Origin of the sequence: uncultured Anaerofustis sp. (assembly GCF_938029165.1) — a bacterium.
Taxonomy (GTDB): Bacteria; Bacillota; Clostridia; order Eubacteriales; family Anaerofustaceae; genus Anaerofustis.
On sequence record NZ_CALHFB010000035.1, the window covers coordinates 38,476 to 57,081 of the forward strand.

Here is an 18,606-nt window from a genome sequence, read left to right on the forward strand (position 1 = left end):
TACCAAGGAGGAAATTTATGTTAATGACACCTAATCCTATAGCTTTTACTATAGGCTCCATAGAAGTAAGATGGTATGCAATATGTATCTTGACGGGGATACTTCTTGCACTGTTCTTTATCGCTAAAAGACTTAAAAAGATAGGTATAGATCCCGATATACTCTACGATTTTATAATCGTATGTCTGCCTCTCGGAATAATATGTGCGAGACTTTATTATGTAGCATTCGAATGGGAATACTACAGCGAACATCTCAATTTGATATACAGGACTTGGAACGGAGGACTTGCAATACATGGAGGTCTTATAGGTGCATTCCTCGGGGTATATCTGGTATGCAGACATCACAAACTCGATTTTCTAAAAATGCTTGATGTTGCGGCTCCGTGTATACTCTTAGCACAGGCTGTCGGCAGATGGGGAAATTACTTCAACATGGAAGCTCACGGAAGTATAACGAATGTACCATGGGCTATAAATGTAATAGATCCGACACTTGGTTCCATAATGGTTCATCCAACATTCCTTTACGAATCGATTTGGGATTTGATCGGATTTTTCCTTCTTTATTTTATTATAGATAAGAAATTTAAAAAGTTCGACGGAGAGCTTATTTGTTCATATTTTATCTATTATTCCATAGGAAGATTTTTTATTGAGGGGCTCAGAACAGACTCTTTAATGTTTTTAGGGCTTAGAATAGCTCAGTTTGTAAGTCTCGGTCTGATACTTGCAGGAATTATAGGTATATATATAATAAGAAGAAAACATAAAATCAAAGATAATGATGATGATAACACAATGAATGAATTGAAAATCGAAAATAATAACATAGATACTAAAGAAAAAAATATTATAACAAGCAAAGAAGCAAAAAGTAAGGATTAATATAAAATTAAAAAAGACAGTGATGTTTTTATATAGGAAGATAATATTAATTCGATAAATATGGGGCTATGGAGATTAGAAATGGATAAGAAAAAAGTAAATACTTTATTATTTATTTCCGGTGTTGGTCTGATTATAGCAGGAATTATTTTTTTGTTGATAGCTTTGTTTGATCAGGAAAAGAATAATTGGCTGCTTGCTTCGGCACTTTTTTGTACCCTGCTTTCAAATTTGTTTAATATAATTCGTGTTCAGCTAAATAAGAAAAAGTAGTGTCAAATTCTGATATCAAATCTATTTTAGTACATCTTATTAATATAATGTATGAACCGTTCCTAATAGTTAAACAAGTGTTTAGCGTTACTTATAAAAGGATTTTACGTGTACTTTTTAATACGATTACGTAATTTGAAAACGTCTATTTTATATTAATTAGCGGAAACTTTCTATAAAGAAATTATTATCTTATTATGATTAAAATAGCTATTAACAATAGAAAATATAAATTAAAAAATAATAATATTTAAATATTTAATAAAGCTTAAAGGAGAAAGTCATGCCACTTGTTACGTCAAAAGAAATACTACTAAAAGCAAAGTCAGAAAATTATGCTGTTCCCGCATTCAATTTTGAAAATATGGAAATGGCAAGAGGGATAATAGAAACATGTGAAGAAGAAAAATCTCCCGTTATAATGCAGACGACAACTTCTACACTTAATTATATCCCTCCCGAAATAGCTGTGAGCATAGTTAAATACTATGCAAAAGATACGAGAATACCGATCGTACTTCACCTGGACCACGGAGCAAGCTTTGAGCTAAGTAAAAGGTGTATTAAAGCAGGATATACTTCAGTAATGATAGACGGCTCAAAAATGGATTTTGAAAATAATATAAAAGTATCGAAGGAAGTCGTGGATTATGCTTTGGATTATGATATACCGGTAGAATGTGAGCTTGGAAGAATAGGGGGAAAAGAAGACGAAAACGAAGTATTGGATAAAGATGCTATATTTACTTCGCCTATAAAAGCTAAAGAGTTCGCTGAAAAGACAGGGTGCAGTTCACTTGCCGTTGCAATAGGGACCGCTCACGGTCCTTATAAAGAAGAACCGAATCTGGATTTCGAAAGACTTAAAGAAATAGAAAGCTTGGTTGATGTACCTCTTGTCCTTCACGGTACCAGCGGAACGAATGATGAAGATGTTAAAAAGGCAATAAGTCTTGGGATATGTAAAGTAAATTACGCAACAGACCTTAGAATGGCGTTTACAAACGGCGTAAGGATGAGGCTTGAAAACAGAAATATTTACGACCCTAAAGAATATAACACAAAGGGGATAAAGACAATGAAAGATAAGGTAAAACATTTGATAGGTGTATGCGGTTCTAAAAATAAAGCTTAATAATTATTTGAATATACATGAGTCAAATCGATAAAAATTTACTGACTTAAATATAAAAGGAGATAAATAATCAAATTTATCTCCTTTTTATGTATTTATAATACCATAAAATCAGGAAAACTTCAAGTCTTGTTATGAGCGTACCTAAAGAGTATAATTGCGTCCTTAAATGAAAAGGAGGCTATTATGAATATTGGAAATATGGATCTGATACTTTATAACATCTCAAAGAAAGAACTTGATTTAATAGAAAAATCAAATGTAAATATAAATAGGTTTGGTTTATCTATCACAAGGAAAGAAGCAAAAGAAATTATTATCAGTAAAAATGAAACACTAAAGAAATATAAGAGGATAGAATTTTCCTACGGTTTAACGGAAAAAATAATCTATATATTCTCAGACAGTGAATATATAGACAGGAATAATTATATCGACACTATAAAAGACCTCGTGGATATATTTTATAACTTTAAAAACGAGACCGAAGATAAGCTCACAGATGACGAACTTTTGAATTTTATGAGAGAACAGTTTGATGATGTATGTTACGGAGATTTGGGATACCTTAGAGATACTTGTTTGGAAAGATTTTCAAAAGCTGTAAGAGATGAGAGTTTAGACTATATTTATTCCCAAGGTAAAAATATATATGAAAATTTAAGTGAAGAACAAAGATGGGATAAAGATTTATATCAAAGTGTAATTAAAGAATTATTTTGGGAATAAATGGAGAATTAAAATGAAATATAATTATGAAAAAATCCTTCCTATTTTGATTGATTTAATGGGTAAATATACTTCAAAGGACAGTTCGTCCGTATCTTATGAAACAGCAGAGATGTTGTTACAAGGTATATTATATTGTATCGAAGAAAATTTTAAAGATAACAATATCCTAGATAGGAATGCAAGTATTGAGTTTTTATATGAGAATGGACTTGATATAGTAAATAACAAAGTATTGGAGGCAAAAGGTATATATGAAGATATTATAAATGATTTTGAAGATTATGGTGTAAGGAATTATAAAGACACGATACTTAAAGGTATACCTATGTTTTTTATAAAATATATACCAAAGCATTTTCCTCAAAATAATATCCTTACTCTGGATTATCCGATTATAAAAGGAAATCCGAACAGTAAATGCGGTATAGATTTGATTTTGGAATACCTAAACTCCGTAAAGATAGAAAAAGAATTCCTAAGCTTATTCAATAAAGATATAATTATAGACTTTTTAGAATATAAATTAAACGATTATAGGAACTTATACTTAGACAATATTTGCTTTCCAGTACTGTTCAATACTATTTGCCGCTTTATTTCAGGCAATGAGATAAATAGTCTGATACTATCAGATAAGGATATCATGATTTTAAATAATTTTTTCGTCGGATATTCAAAAGATAAAATAAAAAATAAAATAGAAACTATTATGAATACTATCTTGAATAAAAAAATGTCGGATTATTTTATGTATTTAAGTGACGATTATGCATTCTTTTTCTACAATAAGAGATATAGATTTTAAGTAAAGTTTTATTTTGATATGGTTAAAATAAAGTATATGAAATAAAATTTCTAAATTTAGATAATAAACAAATTTAAAATAAATAAAAAAAAGCTGCTTATTAAGCAGCTTGAATTTACTTATGGCAGGGGCAGAAGGACTTGAACCCTCGGCACATGGTTTTGGAGACCATTGCTCTACCAACTGAGCTATACCCCTATTTTTGACACTTTTACATTATAACAAATTTTAGAAAAATGTCAATATAATTTTATATATCCTTTTTATTTATATAAAGGTTACAAAAGTAATGTTAAATAAAAATAATAATGATAAAATATAACCTCTTCGACAAGTTTCTTCATATTACATCATATTGTTGGTGATAATATTTTACGCACCGCATGTTATATCTAAACTTAAAAATATTGATTAAGTACATAAAAAGTAACTTTATATTGGTAATGGCTCTTTAATTGTGATATAATTTATCGTAGTTAATTCATTATTGAGGAAAAGTTATGAAGAATAATAAAAATGTTATTTTAATTGTAGATGATATAGAAATGAACAGAGTGATTTTAAAAGAATTATTTAAAGATCAATATATAGTCTACGAGGCTTCAGACGGAGAAGAAGCTTTAGATTTAATTGATAAGTTAAAAGAAAGTATCGATATAATACTTCTGGATATAATCATGCCAAAGGTGGATGGTTTTGAAGTTTTGGAAGAACTCAACTCTTCCGGATTGATGGATAGAATCCCGGTATTTTTAGTAACCGCCGCAGATGCTGCTGATATGATAAATAAAGGTTATGATATGGGAGTTCAGGATATAGTCCAAAAGCCTTTCAATCCAAATATAATAACCAGACGTGTAAAAAATGCCATAGAGCTTTACAATCGTCGTTTCAGAATGGAAGATACCATTTTTAAGCAATCGGAAGAAATCAAGCTTCAAGACGAAAAATTAAAAGAACAAAGTTTATCTATAATCGACTCTTTGAGTACTGTAGTAGAGTTTAGGGATTTGGAATCGGGAGAACATGTTAAAAGACTTCGTCAGATAACTCAGCTTCTTCTAAGTGAAATCTCAAAAGTAAAACCGGAATACGGATTTACCCCCGCACTCATCGAAACTATATCTATTGCTGCCGTTATGCATGATATAGGTAAAATAGCTATCCCGGACAATATACTTAATAAGCCGGGGAAATTGACCGATGAGGAATTTGAAATAATGAAGACACACACGGTCAAAGGATGCGAAATGCTCGATAGTTTTAAAGATATTTTCGATAATGAAAATTACGAATATTACTACGGGATATGCAGATGGCATCATGAAAAATGGGACGGAAGAGGATATCCCGACGGTTTAAAAGGAGAAGACATTCCCATTTGGGCACAGGTAGTATCAATAGCAGACTGCTTTGATGCACTTATATCCCCAAGGGTATATAAACCGCCTTATGACCCAAATGTTGCGGTGGAAATGATTTTAAACGGGGAATGCGGACAGTTTAATCCTATATTGCTTGACTGCTTTAAGAAAGTTTCTAACACTCTTATTAATTTTGTAACCAAAGACAACGATGCTATAGCTTAAACTCTGTTTCACAGGGAGTTAAGTATGAAAAACTATGGGATTAAAGAAGTCTTTAAAATAAAAGAAAGAGCTAACAGCGAAAACGATATGTTAAAAACATTATATGATTCGATGCCAGGGCAATTATTTGCCTTGGAAGATCATTATCCGTATCGTGTTTTATTTATTAATAAAGAGGCTCTTTCTTTTTTTTGTATAAAAAATGATACAAATATAAATAATCTGACTTTAAAAGACTTGGTAAGCCCAGAAGAGTATGACTACATATTGAATGATATAAAGAAAATAAAGAATGGTAAGAAGATAATAAACTGGAACAGGAATTTTAGTGATATCAGAAATAATATCGTTCATTTTCTCGGGAGAACTTCTTTGATAGAAAAGCCGGACGGGACATCTTTTATCCAAATATATTATTACAATATGAATACAATAAATCATTTGCAAAACTCAATAAATCAAATAGAGTATCATGTTAAAAATATTGCCGATAATGTAAGCGACGGACTTTGTTTTTATGAAGTGAAGAACGGAGAGTTATTTCCGCTATATGTAAACGAGGGGTATTTAAATATAATAGGCTATAACAGAAATAATTATGATACGACCTCACCTATAAAAGATAAAGTTCATCCCGAGGATTTAATTACTCTATCATCAGCAATAAATGAATGTTTGACATCGGGGAAAATAAGGGAATTTAAACTCAGGGTGATAGATTTTAGTAATGAGTATCACTGGATAAATGCAAAAGCACACAAACTCGACGATTATCCGGGTACGAACAATCCGGTCATTTTTGCTCTTGTAACCGATGTAACGGAGAAGAGAAGAGCCGAAGCAGCTTTAAGAAAATCCGAAGAAGCAAAAAGAAAAACATTCGAAGAATTAAGGAAGAAAAATCAGCAGATAGAATTGATTCTCTCCTCTATAAGCGGAGGTCTTGCTTCTTATGAATGCGATACATATGATTTCCTTTATGTCAGCGATGAATTATGTAAAATGCTGGGATACTCAAAAGAAGAACTTTTAAGTATCACGAAGGGAAATGTACTAAATTTAATTTATTATATCGATAAGGTAAAAGCAGTTAAAGATTATCACACCTCATTTTTAGAAAATAAAAAGAATTACGCGGTCAAATATAGGGTCGTTTGTAAAGACGGTTCTCTAAAATGGATATTAGACAGCGGATACAAATGTAAGTCTCACGACGGTAAAGATATAATCAACTGCTTGTTTTTAGATATAGATGAACTTCAGCAGTCTACTTTGAAAGTGACGGAGCAGAAAGACTTCCTTGATAGTATCTACAATTCCGTAATGTGCGGGATACTCCGCTATCATAATGTAGGCGGAGAATTTGCATTTATAATGATGAACAATGAAGCTTTAAAAATACTGGGATACGAAACGGAAGAAGAGTGTTTGAAACTCGGCAGGGAAGAGTTCTTAAGCAGGATTTACTACGAAGACAGAGATTATATATTAAGTAAAATAAATGTCTTAAAATATGTTGGGGAAAATTTTAGCGAAGAATATAGGATAAAAAGACCGGACGGTGAAATACGCTGGGTCTATGCAACAAGCGAAATGGTAAAAGACGCCAAAGGAAATATCCTCAACCAAAGGGTAATGATGGATATTACCGACAGAAAAAAACTTGAAATGGAAGAAAGACTAAGCGGTATAATACGTACCGCTTATGATGTTGTGGTAGATATAGATTTAAATACCGGGGAATACATAGAAAATGATTTCTCTGAAATGAGTTATTTCAAGAAAAACTATGGAAATTACAAAAGATCGTTTCTACATATGTTAAGGCATGATATAGACCACCGCGATACAAAGTACGTAGCAAATACTTTAGGTATCAAAAATTTAAGGAGTATTGCAGAAGATAAACCGGATGTAAGAAAAATATCATGTAAATACAGACTAAGAGAAGACGAACACAAGTGGATAGAAGCTACTGCCATATTTAACTCAGGTAAAAACAGAAACAGAATAAACCTTATTATAAGAGATATAACAGATCAGATAAAACAGGAAGAACTGATCGAAGCGCAAAACAGAGCACTTGAAAAAGCTTTAAAAAAGGCAAATGAAGCAAATGAAGCAAAATCTTTATTCTTATCAAGTATGTCACACGATATAAGAACACCTATGAACGGTATAGTCGGCATGACTACAGTAGCTAAAGAAAGTATCAAAAACGAAGACAGGATAAAAGACTGCCTCGATAAGATAGACGTTTCTTCTAAGCATTTATTGAGCCTCATAAATGACATTTTGGATATGTCGAGGATAGAAAGCGGAAACTTGATTTTAAAAGAAGAAAACGTAAATATCTCGGATTTATTCCATGATACTTTAACTATTATCCTGTCACAGGCTAAAGAAAAAAAACAGCATATCCGCCTTGATATTGATGTAGAACATGAAAATATAATAGTCGATTCATTAAGGCTTCAGCAAGTATTTATAAATATACTATCAAATGCCATTAAATTTACCGATTACAATGGAAATATCAATATTAATATATATGAACTTCCCCAAACAAGGGACGGATATGCAGATTATAAATTTGAATTTATTGATGACGGGATAGGGATGTCGAAAGAATTTGTCGATAATATATTTGAACCTTTCGAGAGGGAAAACAAGGAAATGTCAGGGAAGATCCAAGGTACAGGACTTGGAATGACTATAACCAAACGTATACTGGATATGATGGGCGGAAAAATTTTTGTAAAGAGCGAACTTGGGAAAGGGACTTGTTTTACTGTTCATGCTTCTTATAAATTAAATCATATAAAAGAAACTAGAATCAATGATTCGGTTAAAGACCTTCGAGTTCTGATAGCCGACAACAGTCAAAAAAATGCTAAAAGACTTAATTTGATACTAAATTCACTGGGAATAAAAAATGATTTTACGACTTTGGGAGCAAAAGCTTTGGAGATGACTGTAAAAGCATATGAACATTCTATGCAGTATGATGTAATTTTAATTGATTTAGACATGGAAGATATGGATGGTATTGAAGTTTGTAAAAATATGAGAAAGGCTTTGAAAAATAAATATGATCCAACTCTTATTTTGTCTGACGTTGCAGGTTCTGAAGATTATATAAATGCAGATAAGGCTGGATTTGATATAGTAGCAAACAGACCTATATTTAAATCGGATATAATCAAACTCTTTAACGGTTTAATTGATGAAGATATAAAAAGAGAAGTACATAAAAATAATAAATCATCCTTATCCGGTAAAAGGATACTGATAGCCGAAGATAATGAATTAAACAAGGAAATAGCAGTAGAGCTTATAAAAGGAATAACGGGGAATATCGATACCGTTGAAAACGGTAAAGAGGTTCTGGATAAACTTGCCGTTCATGAGGACGGATATTACGATTTGATACTCATGGATATACAAATGCCTATATTAAACGGATATGAAGCCACTAAGCAAATAAGAAAAGCTAAAAATGAGTATTACAAAAATATCCCCATTGTGGCAATGACCGCCAATGCTTTTGACAGTGATGTAAAAAAAGCACTGGACAGCGGTATGAATGAACATCTTTCAAAGCCTATAGATGTTAAAAAGTTAAATGAAGTATTAAAAACTTACTTAGAAAATTAAACAATAAGACTGTCAACCTTTTTATTATTTATAATTGACAGTCTCTTTCTTTTATTTTAAACTACTTATATAAAGGAGTTTAAAATGAATAAAAATAATATACTTGAAATATTAAAGGCAAACAGCGGAAAAGTGATTTCGGGGGGATATATAGCTTTGAGACTAAATATATCCAGAAATGCCGTTTGGAAGAATATCAATATTTTAAAAGAAGAAGGATATAATATCGTTTCTGTCAAAAACAAAGGATATATGCTTGACAGCAATATAAGCTATTTAAATAGGAAAGAAATAGAAAAGGGACTTAATACTAAATTTATAGGAAATATCATAGAAATAGTGGAAGAAACGGACTCTACGATAAACTATTTAAAAAACTTAAAAGAAGAAGAAAAAACAGAAGGCAGAGTAATCATAGCCAATTCTCAGACAAGCGGTAAGGGCAGAAGAGGAAGACCTTTCTTTTCACCAAAGGACAGCAGCATGTATTTAAGCTTATTATTAAAACCTAAACTACCGATCGAAGAAGTTAATATCATAACAATAATATGCGGGCTGAGTGTAGTAGAAGCCCTTAAAAATACAGCCGGGATAGACTGTGATATAAAATGGGTAAATGATATTTATAAAGACGGATTTAAACTATGCGGGATACTTACCGAAGGTATCATAAGCTTTGAGAGCGGAAGTATGGAAAATGTAGTTTTAGGAGTGGGTATAAATATAAACAGACCCGATAATGAAGAAGTTCCCGAAGAATTCAAAGATATTATAGGTTTTGTTCAGGACTTTACCGGAAAAGCCCTGAACCGAAATAAAATAATAAGCGAATTCTTAAATGTGTTTGAAAGTAAATATCTGAATTTTGATAAGAATTCTCTCTACAAAGAATACAAAGAAAAGATGTTATACATAAATGAAGATATAACATATATCCAGGGGAATGAAAAAACAAAAGCAACTCTTCTCGATTTAAATAAGGATTTTTCGATAAAAATAAAAACAAGTGACGGTGAGATAAAAAATTTTAACAGCGGAGAAATAAGTATCAGAAGCATATGATTTAATTTTAATAAGCCTGTATGGGCTTATTTTTTTACATTTATATTTCCTTTATCTTATAAATAAATCCAATAAGTCATTTATACTTTTAAAAATATAAATTGCTTTGAATATTTTAAGTTTGGTCATATTTTTATTAAAAGTTAATATAAATGATATATGTCATTACAAAAGGAAAATTTATTGTAATACATAGGAAGTAAATAATTAGAAATGAGAAATAATTATATTCTTTTATAACATATTCATATAATTTCTTTATGACAAATTGAGTATTGGTTTATATATAAAATACTCATTAAGAGGTGAAGGATATGATTAAGAAAAAGAATATTTTTATTAGCATTATTTCTGCGTTCGCAGCATATAAATTACTTAGGAAAATTAATGATTTAAAGTTGGGACTTGAATATATCTGCACTCTCTATATAAAAGATAAGAGCATTTCTTTTAAAGGATACCTTGACACCGGTAATTTGGTAAGAGGTATAAACGGAGAAGGTGTAATAATAGTTCATAACGGTATAATAAATAAAATCTTAGATACAAATCTTTCATACGAAATAGAAGACTATAACGACTACTTACATATTTATAACAATCTTCCCATAACCATAAAAGACTCACTTTCATACACCTTTTATAACACCACAAAAGAAAAACAGATCCTTCCCATACTTAAATTCGATAAGATCGTGATAAAGAACAAAAGAAAAGAAAAAACGGTTTATAACCCATATATAGGTATACTGGGGATAGACTCTTTAGGTGCCTTGATACCAATATCCATATTAAAATAACTCGGAGGTTTACATGATTAATTTATTTAAAATTCTAAAAAGGAAGAAGCATAAAAATAATAAATTATTTTATATTTCCGGCTCATATATGCTCCCGCCTCCGCTTACGAAAGAAGAGGAGCAGGAAGTCCTTAAAAATCTTGAATCGGATGAGACAAATGCTACGAAAACCATACTCATTGAGCGTAATCTAAGGCTTGTGGTCTACATAGCAAAGAAGTTCGATACATCTTCAGCGAGTGTCGAGGATCTTATATCAATAGGAACGATAGGGCTTATAAAAGCGGTCAAGACATTCAAGGTCGAAAAGAACATAAAGCTTGCTACATATGCTTCAAAATGCATAGAAAACGAAATCCTTATGCATCTTAGAAAAGTAAACAGGATAAGAGGAGAAATATCCCTTGATGAGCCATTGAACGTAGATTACGACGGAAACGAACTGTTACTCTCAGATATACTCGGTACGAACGGAGATCCGGTAAAGGATAAAATAGATAAAGATGTAAACAAGGAGATAATGCTCCTTGCAGTGGACAGGTTGAAAGATAGCGAAAAAGAAATAATCAATTACCGCTTCGGACTGAACGGAAAAGAAAAGAAAACTCAAAAAGAACTTGCTAATATGCTAAACATTTCACAGTCTTACATTTCCAGGTTGGAAAAGCGAATAATATCGAATTTGAAAAAAGAAGTAAATAAAATGTGTACATAAGAAGGCTATAGCCTTCTTTTTTATTATAATTGAATTAAGTTTATTTAAAGGTATTTATTTTATCATAAAATAGTGTTATTATTTTAAGGATGAATTCTAAGGAGTTTTGATTTGAAATTAGGAGATATTATAAAAGGATATACTTATTCTTTAAACGGAAATAAAGATATACAAAATATAGATATAAATAGTATCGTTTTTGATTCGAGAAAATGCATAAAAGGTTCTATGTTTGTCTGTATTGTAGGGTATGAAACAGACGGACATAAATATATAGAAAGCGCCCTAAGACTGGGAGCAAAGGTGATTTGTCACTGTGAAGACTTAGAAGAGTATAAAGATGATATTACATATATAAAATGCGAAAACACCAGAAATGCTCTTGCATATTTCGCAAACAGATTTTATTCTTTTCCAAGCAAGAAACTAAAATTGATTGGAGTAAGCGGTACCAACGGAAAGACGTCTTTTTGTGATATAGCAAATACGCTTTTTGAAAACCTCGGCTTTAAAACCGACTATATAGGTACTTTGGGCAGAAAGAACACAAAACTCGAAGGACAGATAATAAGGACTACTCCCGAAATAACCGAGCTTACAAAAGATTTCAGTGATATGGTAAATAGTAATGTAGATTATTGCTTTCTTGAAGTATCTTCCCATGGGCTTGTTTTGGACAGAGTAAGTTATCTCAATTTTTATGTAGGTGTTTTTTCCAACCTTTCAATGGATCATTTGGATTTTCATAAGACGATGGAAGAATACTATCAGGCAAAGAAGAAACTCTATTATATGGTAGATAAATTTTCGGTAATAAATATTGATGATGATTACGGTCACAGGCTCTACAGCGAACTCAAAGAAGATAAAAAAGACGTCATCTCATTCGGAGAAAAAGAAGAAAGTGACTATAAAATTACAATAAAAGAACTTTCATTAAGTAAATCTTCTTTTACCCTTACAAAAGAAAACAATGAATATGATTTTGTCATCAATTCCATAGGAAAATTTAATATATATAATGTTACCCCGGCTATAATAATAGCTCTTGAAGAAGGTATTGGATATGAGAAGATAAAAGACGCTATACTAGGGTATCACGGTACCAACGGAAGGATAGAGCGAGTAGAAAAGGATATATTCATAGATTATGCTCATACTCCCGACGCAATGGAAAAGATACTAAAGCTCATAAAAGAAGTAAGCAGTAAAAAAATAACTCTTGTTTTTGGCTGCGGGGGAAACAGAGACCATGGTAAAAGACCTATAATGGGAAGCCTTGCAGAAAAGTATGCGGATAATATTATCCTTACAATGGATAATCCCAGAAAAGAAAATAACAAAGATATAATAAATGATATATTAAAAGGTATAGAAAATAAAAATGATACACAGATAATCTATGACAGGAAAGAAGCCATAAATAAGGCTGTTAGAAATAAAAAAGATGATGAAATAGTTTTAGTCCTAGGGAAAGGCCATGAAACTTATCAGGAAATCGGAGATAAAAAGACTTATTTTTCCGATAGGGAAGAAATCCTAAACGCATTAAAATAATTTTTAAAAGAGAAAGACAATGGAAACTAAAAAAATTTATATAGTGCTTACAAGCACAAGAACAATTTTAGCGAGAATAATAAGATGCTGGGTCAAAAACCCATACAATCATGTTTCGATATCCCTTGATAGGGAACTGAATGAAATGTACTGTTTCGGGAGAAGAAGACCCAGAAATCCTTTTATAGCAGGCTTTATCAAGGAAGACTGGGAAACGGGATTTCACGCAACATTCAATAATATCCCATGTCTCGTATACGAATGTGAGATAGACGCAAAGATATATGACAATATCAAAGAAATAATAGATGAGTTTTATATGGACCATTTGAAATATAAATTCAATATAATAGGGCTTATAGGAAACGCTGTAGGATTTGATATACGCAGGGAAAAACATTATTACTGTGCAGAGTTTTTGTCTTACCTCTTTGAAGAAAGCGGGCTTTATTCTTTCAACGAAGCTCATACAAGAAGAAGACCCATGGATTTCAGCGGTTTTTTGAACAGCAAACTCATATACGACGGATACATAAACGATTATAAAGAACAGAGTGAAGTAAAACAAATCATACTATAATTCGAGGAACAAATAATGAAATTGGTTTTAGCAGTTTTTGCCGGACTTATATTTATATTCTTAGTTTTTCTATATGCTAAAGCTTTTACGGATAAATATAAGAGGAGGATCGACAATGTAGCCAAACATTACGGCTACAGAGATTATGATCACCTTAAAAAAATCGGCGAAAAAGAAGAAGAAAAGATAATAAGAATGAAAATGAGAGAGGACAGGAGAAGAAAATATGGAAAATAGAATTAATTTTTCTGCGTCTTCACCGGTAATGCCAAAAGAAGTAATCAATAGAATAAATAAAAATGTTTTAAACTTTCATTCCCAGGGATTTTCAGCCCTGGAACTAAATTATAAGAATGAATTGTTTATTTCCCTTATGGAAGATACGATTAGGATAATAAAAAAACTTCTTCATTTAAATGATGATATGGAAGTTTTATTCATAAACGGCGGAGGAAGCATGCATTTTGCAATGGTTCCCATGAACTTTTCAGGTAAGGACGATACAGCAACAATAATAAACAGTGACCTATGGACAAATAATGCTGTTACCGAAGGGAAAAAGCATACAACCATAGATGAGATAAATCTTATCGGATATAAAATGCCTCTTCCCCAAATAACTTTAAATGATATAAATAAAAATTCCAAATATCTCTTTATGTGTACGAATAACACATCTTCGGGGTCTAAATTCAATAAAGATAAAATTCCCGAAATAGGGGACATACCGCTAATAGCGGATATGACGTCTAATTTACTCAGTGAAACATATGATATAAATAAATTCGCATTATCCTTTGCAAGTTCCGCAAAAAATATGGGCACAAGCGGGATAAGCGTTGTAATAATAAATAAAAATATGCTTGAAAAGGAAATACCGCAGAGTGTTCCGAAAATCCTTTCTTACAGGGATTATTACAACTCGGGTAATTCCTTTACTACCCCGAATACATTCGCGGTATATATAATATATGAAATGTTAAAATACTTGGATGAAAACGGCGGAGTAGAAGAAATTGAAAAAGTCAATATAGAAAAATCAAATTTACTATACGACTTTATAGACGAGAGTAAATTTTACACAAACGATATTATAAAAGAAGACAGATCTGTCACATCTTTAATATTTAATGTGAAAAATAATAAAGACTTTATTCAAAAAGCCAAAGAAAATGATATAATAAATATCAGTACCTCTATGAATGGAGAAATAAGGGTAGGTTTATACAATGGTGTAACCTTATCCAATGTTAAAGACTTAATCGATTTTATGTATAAATATCAAAAAAACAATATTTAAGGAGAGTATAGGGAATGTACAAAATTAAAACATTTAACAAGATTGCAAAAGAAGGTTTGACTCAATTAGGTGAAAACATCAGAGTTGACAAAGGCGAAGATTACGACGGCGTGATTTTAAGAAGCTATAACTTACATGAAGAAAAACTATCTGATAACTGTAAAGTAGTAGTAAGAGCCGGAGCAGGGGTAAACAACGTACCTGTAGATAGCTGTACAGAAAAGGGCATAGTAGTAATGAATACTCCGGGTGCAAATGCAAATGCGGTTAAAGAACTCGTTATCGCAAGTTTGATTATGACTGCGAGAAACCTTGACAAAGCAACAGACTGGGTTCAAACTTTAAAAGATAAAAACGTAGATGTAGCAAAGACAGTTGAAAAAGAAAAATCTAACTTTAAAGGCAACGAGCTTCAAGGCAAGAGAGTCGGAGTAATCGGACTTGGTGCTATCGGTGTTTTGGTCGCAAATGCTTTATATGAACTCGGTATGGAAGTTTACGGATATGACCCATACTTATCTATAGAACACGCTTGGAGCATAAACAAAAACATCAACAGAAGTTATGATATAGAAAGGATTTTCCAAAGATGTGACTTTGTTACTATTCATGTTCCTTTACTTGAATCTACCAAAAACCTTGTAAACGAACAAGTTCTAAGAAACGCAAAAGACGGAATCAAAGTACTAAACTTAGCAAGAGGCGGTCTTGTAGATGAAGACGCTATATTAAAAGCCGTTGAAGACGGAAGTGTATCTTACTACGTAACAGATATACCAAACGAAAAAGTTTTAGGCAAAGAAAATGTTATCTGTATACCTCACCTTGGTGCTTCAACTGTTGAATCAGAAGCGAACTGTGCAGTAATGGCAGGAAAAGAAATCAGAGATTTCTTGGAAAACGGAAATATCAAAAACAGTGTAAACTTCCCTGAATGCGATTTGGGTGCTATGGCTTCAAACGCAAGGATCTGTATCATACATAAAAACATACCTAATATGGTAGGTCAAATATCTTCTCTTCTAGCAAGCAACGATGTTAATATCGCAAACATGATAAACAAGTCAAGAGGAGAAAACGCTTATACTATGATAGATGTAGATAATGATGTGAATGATTATATCGAAAAAACATTGAAAGAGGTAGAAGGAGTTACTTCCGTAAGAATTTTAAAGAATGACAAATAAGAAAGATGTAATAATAATAGGCGGGGGAGCTAGCGGCTTAATGGCTGCTATCTCCTCTTTAGAATGCGGCAAAAAAGTAACACTCATAGAAAAGAACGAAAAAGCGGGAAAAAAGATTTATATAACGGGAAAAGGGAGATGCAATGTAACAAACAATAAAGATATATCGGAGTTTTTTGACCATATCATGAAAAACAAAGAATTTCTTTACAGTGCATTATATACTTTTGATAATACCAGACTTCTCGAACTTCTACATTCTAACGGACTTAAAACAAAAGTTGAGAGGGGAGACAGGGTATTTCCCCTAAGCGATAAAGCCAGTGACGTAACAAAAACATTGCTTGGTATCATAAATTCAAATAAAAACAGCGAGATATTATATAACACTTCTGTAAAAGATATAATAATCAACGAAAATAGCGAAGCCGAAGGCGTGATACTTGATGACGGAAGTAAATTATATTCCGATAATGTTATTATTGCAACGGGTGGAAAGAGCTATCCTTTAACGGGAAGTGACGGTTACGGATATACTTTGGCTAAAAAACTTGGACATAAAGTAATAAAACCATTTCCCGTACTAGTTCAGATGTTGTCTAATGATAACTGGGTACATGAATTAATGGGGCTTACCCTTAAAAACGTCGATGTGAGCTTGATAGTAGGCGGAAAAGTAAAAAATTCTCAGTTTGGAGAAATGCTGTTTACGCATAAGGGTATTTCTGGACCTACGGTGCTTTATTTGAGTAATTTTATAGATATGAACAAAATACACGATACTAAGGTGAAAATCGATTTAAAACCGGCTCTTGACGTTAAAACCCTTGAAAAAAGAATGATCAAAGATTTTGAAAAAAATAATAACAAAATGGTAAAAAGTTCTCTTGATTTGCTCCTTCCGAAATCACTAGCAATAAAAATAATAGAACTCAGCAAAATCGACAAAGAAAAGCAAATAAATCAGATAACAAAAGAAGAAAGAAAGCTACTCTTAAATCTTATAAAAAACCTTGAAGTGAATATAACAGGGCTTGGGAGCTTTAAAGAAGCTATCATTACAAACGGAGGTGTAAGCGTCAAGGAAATCAATCCTTCCACAATGGAGTCTAGACTTATAAAAAATCTTTTCTTTGCTGGAGAAGTAATAGACGTTCATGCAACGACGGGAGGATATAATCTTCAAATTGCATTTTCAACCGGGTATCTTGCAGGGCAGAATTTACATTAAAAGAGATATTAAAAATTAAAGTTGATTTTCTAAATATAAATAATAAATGTCTATAAATAATTAAAATTTATTTAGAAATTCAAAAGTTATATATATAAGTCAAAATGAAATATCAGCAATATTCAATGTTATGGAAAATCAGTTTTACAATATAAGAAACGAGAAAGAAATGTATATTAATGAACAATCAAAAATTGAACTGAACGGTAAAAAGCAATATGTTTCCATAAGAGCCGAGAAAGAAAATTTACCATTACTTCTTTATCTTCACGGAGGTCCGGGGGACAGCGCTCTTCCGTTAGTTCTAAAGTATAACAAGGAACTGGAAAGTCATTTTACCGTCGTAGTTTGGGAACAAAGGGGTGCGGGTAAATCATATTATGACTTTAAAAACAGCGAAATCACCATTGATATATTTTTAGAAGATATTTACAAATTATCAAAATTACTTACAGAAAGATTTAACCAAAAAAAATTATATATATTAGGTCATTCATGGGGTTCTGTACTTGGGCTAAAATTTATACGAAAGCACCCTGAAATGGTAATAAAGTACATAGGCTGCGGACAAGTAGTAAACATGAGAAAGTCATGTAAAGATGCTTATGATTATGCACTTACACATGCTGACGAAAAGACAAAGGAAAAACTAAAGAAAATAGACTGCGCTTATGTTGGAGATGACTGGCTAAAAGATTTACTGTATGTCACAAAACAGGTTGTAAAATATAAAGGTTCACTATATGGAAAAACAAATTATAACTCACTGGTAACACCATTTTTATTTTCAAAATATTATTCAGTACCGGATTTATATAAACGGCAAAAAGGAAGTTTGCAGTCCATAAAGTATTTATGGCAGGAACTTATGAAAGTAAATTTTGAAAATCTAGTAAAATACGAAGTCCCTGTTATATTTATTGAGGGAGAACACGACAGACATGTATCATCTAAATTGGTCAAAGATTATTTTGATACCATAGAAACTGATAAGCAATTTTTTCTTTTTGAAAAATCATGTCATTTCCCGCAGTGGAGTGAGAATAAAAAGTTTAACGAACTTATTATAGATTTATGTAAATAATAAATACAG

17 protein-coding genes and 1 tRNA gene are annotated in these 18,606 nt (G+C 31.7%); 17 read left to right on the forward strand and 1 reads right to left on the reverse strand.

The window, feature by feature from the left end; genetic code table 11:
- Window positions 1-17: 17 nt before the first annotated feature.
- The 5 genes from lgt to Q0516_RS04495 all read left to right on the forward strand — a co-directional run bounded on the left by lgt (window position 18) and on the right by Q0516_RS04495 (window position 3,835).
- Window positions 18-890 (forward strand): prolipoprotein diacylglyceryl transferase, encoded by an 873-nt coding sequence (gene lgt / locus Q0516_RS04475; RefSeq protein ID WP_294467519.1) that lies wholly within the window; start codon window positions 18-20, stop codon window positions 888-890.
- An 81-nt stretch (window positions 891-971) separates the two neighbouring features.
- On the forward strand, window positions 972-1,163 hold the full coding sequence (locus tag Q0516_RS04480) for a hypothetical protein (protein ID WP_294467522.1): 192 nt from the start codon (window positions 972-974) through the stop codon (window positions 1,161-1,163).
- A 283-nt stretch (window positions 1,164-1,446) separates the two neighbouring features.
- A complete protein-coding gene (locus Q0516_RS04485; protein ID WP_294467525.1) occupies window positions 1,447-2,298 on the forward strand; it encodes a class II fructose-bisphosphate aldolase in 852 nt (283 codons plus the stop codon).
- A gap of 186 nt (window positions 2,299-2,484) precedes the next feature.
- Window positions 2,485-3,027 (forward strand): DUF6323 family protein, encoded by a 543-nt coding sequence (locus Q0516_RS04490; protein ID WP_294467528.1) that lies wholly within the window; start codon window positions 2,485-2,487, stop codon window positions 3,025-3,027.
- Window positions 3,028-3,040: 13 nt separating this feature from the next.
- Window positions 3,041-3,835 (forward strand): DUF6179 domain-containing protein, encoded by a 795-nt coding sequence (locus Q0516_RS04495; protein ID WP_294467531.1) that lies wholly within the window; start codon window positions 3,041-3,043, stop codon window positions 3,833-3,835.
- 122 nt (window positions 3,836-3,957) lie between these two features.
- On the opposite strand, the gene Q0516_RS04500 is transcribed toward Q0516_RS04495, so the two are convergent.
- Window positions 3,958-4,033: transfer RNA gene (locus Q0516_RS04500), tRNA-Trp, on the reverse strand.
- A gap of 302 nt (window positions 4,034-4,335) precedes the next feature.
- Between Q0516_RS04500 and Q0516_RS04505 the strand changes: the two genes are divergently transcribed.
- From Q0516_RS04505 to Q0516_RS04560, 12 genes are all read left to right on the forward strand, one after another.
- Entirely contained in the window at window positions 4,336-5,424 is a 1,089-nt protein-coding gene (locus Q0516_RS04505) for an HD domain-containing phosphohydrolase (RefSeq protein ID WP_294467533.1), read from the forward strand.
- A gap of 24 nt (window positions 5,425-5,448) precedes the next feature.
- Window positions 5,449-9,081, forward strand: coding sequence for a PAS domain-containing protein (locus Q0516_RS04510; RefSeq protein ID WP_294467536.1), 3,633 nt, complete (start codon window positions 5,449-5,451; stop codon window positions 9,079-9,081).
- 84 nt (window positions 9,082-9,165) lie between these two features.
- Window positions 9,166-10,143 carry a biotin--[acetyl-CoA-carboxylase] ligase gene (locus Q0516_RS04515; RefSeq protein ID WP_294467539.1) on the forward strand — a complete coding sequence of 326 codons (978 nt, stop codon included), beginning with the start codon at window positions 9,166-9,168 and terminating at the stop codon, window positions 10,141-10,143.
- Between the two features lie 314 nt (window positions 10,144-10,457).
- Window positions 10,458-10,943 (forward strand): sigma-E processing peptidase SpoIIGA, encoded by a 486-nt coding sequence (locus Q0516_RS04520; protein ID WP_294467541.1) that lies wholly within the window; start codon window positions 10,458-10,460, stop codon window positions 10,941-10,943.
- A 13-nt stretch (window positions 10,944-10,956) separates the two neighbouring features.
- Window positions 10,957-11,658, forward strand: a complete 702-nt coding sequence (gene sigE / locus Q0516_RS04525) for an RNA polymerase sporulation sigma factor SigE (RefSeq protein WP_294467544.1) — start codon at window positions 10,957-10,959, stop codon at window positions 11,656-11,658.
- A 111-nt stretch (window positions 11,659-11,769) separates the two neighbouring features.
- The gene (locus Q0516_RS04530; RefSeq protein ID WP_294467548.1) at window positions 11,770-13,215 is read left to right on the forward strand and encodes a UDP-N-acetylmuramoyl-L-alanyl-D-glutamate--2,6-diaminopimelate ligase; all 1,446 of its coding nucleotides are present in this window, start codon (window positions 11,770-11,772) and stop codon (window positions 13,213-13,215) included.
- 19 nt (window positions 13,216-13,234) lie between these two features.
- Window positions 13,235-13,795 (forward strand): hypothetical protein, encoded by a 561-nt coding sequence (locus Q0516_RS04535; RefSeq protein WP_257480300.1) that lies wholly within the window; start codon window positions 13,235-13,237, stop codon window positions 13,793-13,795.
- A 15-nt stretch (window positions 13,796-13,810) separates the two neighbouring features.
- Entirely contained in the window at window positions 13,811-14,032 is a 222-nt protein-coding gene (locus Q0516_RS04540; RefSeq protein WP_294467551.1) for a hypothetical protein, read from the forward strand.
- Window positions 14,022-15,095, forward strand: a complete 1,074-nt coding sequence (gene serC, locus Q0516_RS04545) for a 3-phosphoserine/phosphohydroxythreonine transaminase (RefSeq protein ID WP_294467554.1) — start codon at window positions 14,022-14,024, stop codon at window positions 15,093-15,095. The genes Q0516_RS04540 and serC overlap by 11 nt, the downstream gene beginning before the upstream one ends.
- A gap of 14 nt (window positions 15,096-15,109) precedes the next feature.
- Entirely contained in the window at window positions 15,110-16,282 is a 1,173-nt protein-coding gene (locus Q0516_RS04550) for a phosphoglycerate dehydrogenase (protein WP_294467556.1), read from the forward strand.
- The gene (locus Q0516_RS04555; protein WP_294467559.1) at window positions 16,272-17,513 is read left to right on the forward strand and encodes an NAD(P)/FAD-dependent oxidoreductase; all 1,242 of its coding nucleotides are present in this window, start codon (window positions 16,272-16,274) and stop codon (window positions 17,511-17,513) included. Before Q0516_RS04550 ends, Q0516_RS04555 begins: the two co-directional genes overlap by 11 nt.
- Before the next feature lie 130 nt (window positions 17,514-17,643).
- The gene (locus Q0516_RS04560; protein WP_299237535.1) at window positions 17,644-18,597 is read left to right on the forward strand and encodes an alpha/beta hydrolase; all 954 of its coding nucleotides are present in this window, start codon (window positions 17,644-17,646) and stop codon (window positions 18,595-18,597) included.
- Window positions 18,598-18,606 lie beyond the last annotated feature (9 nt).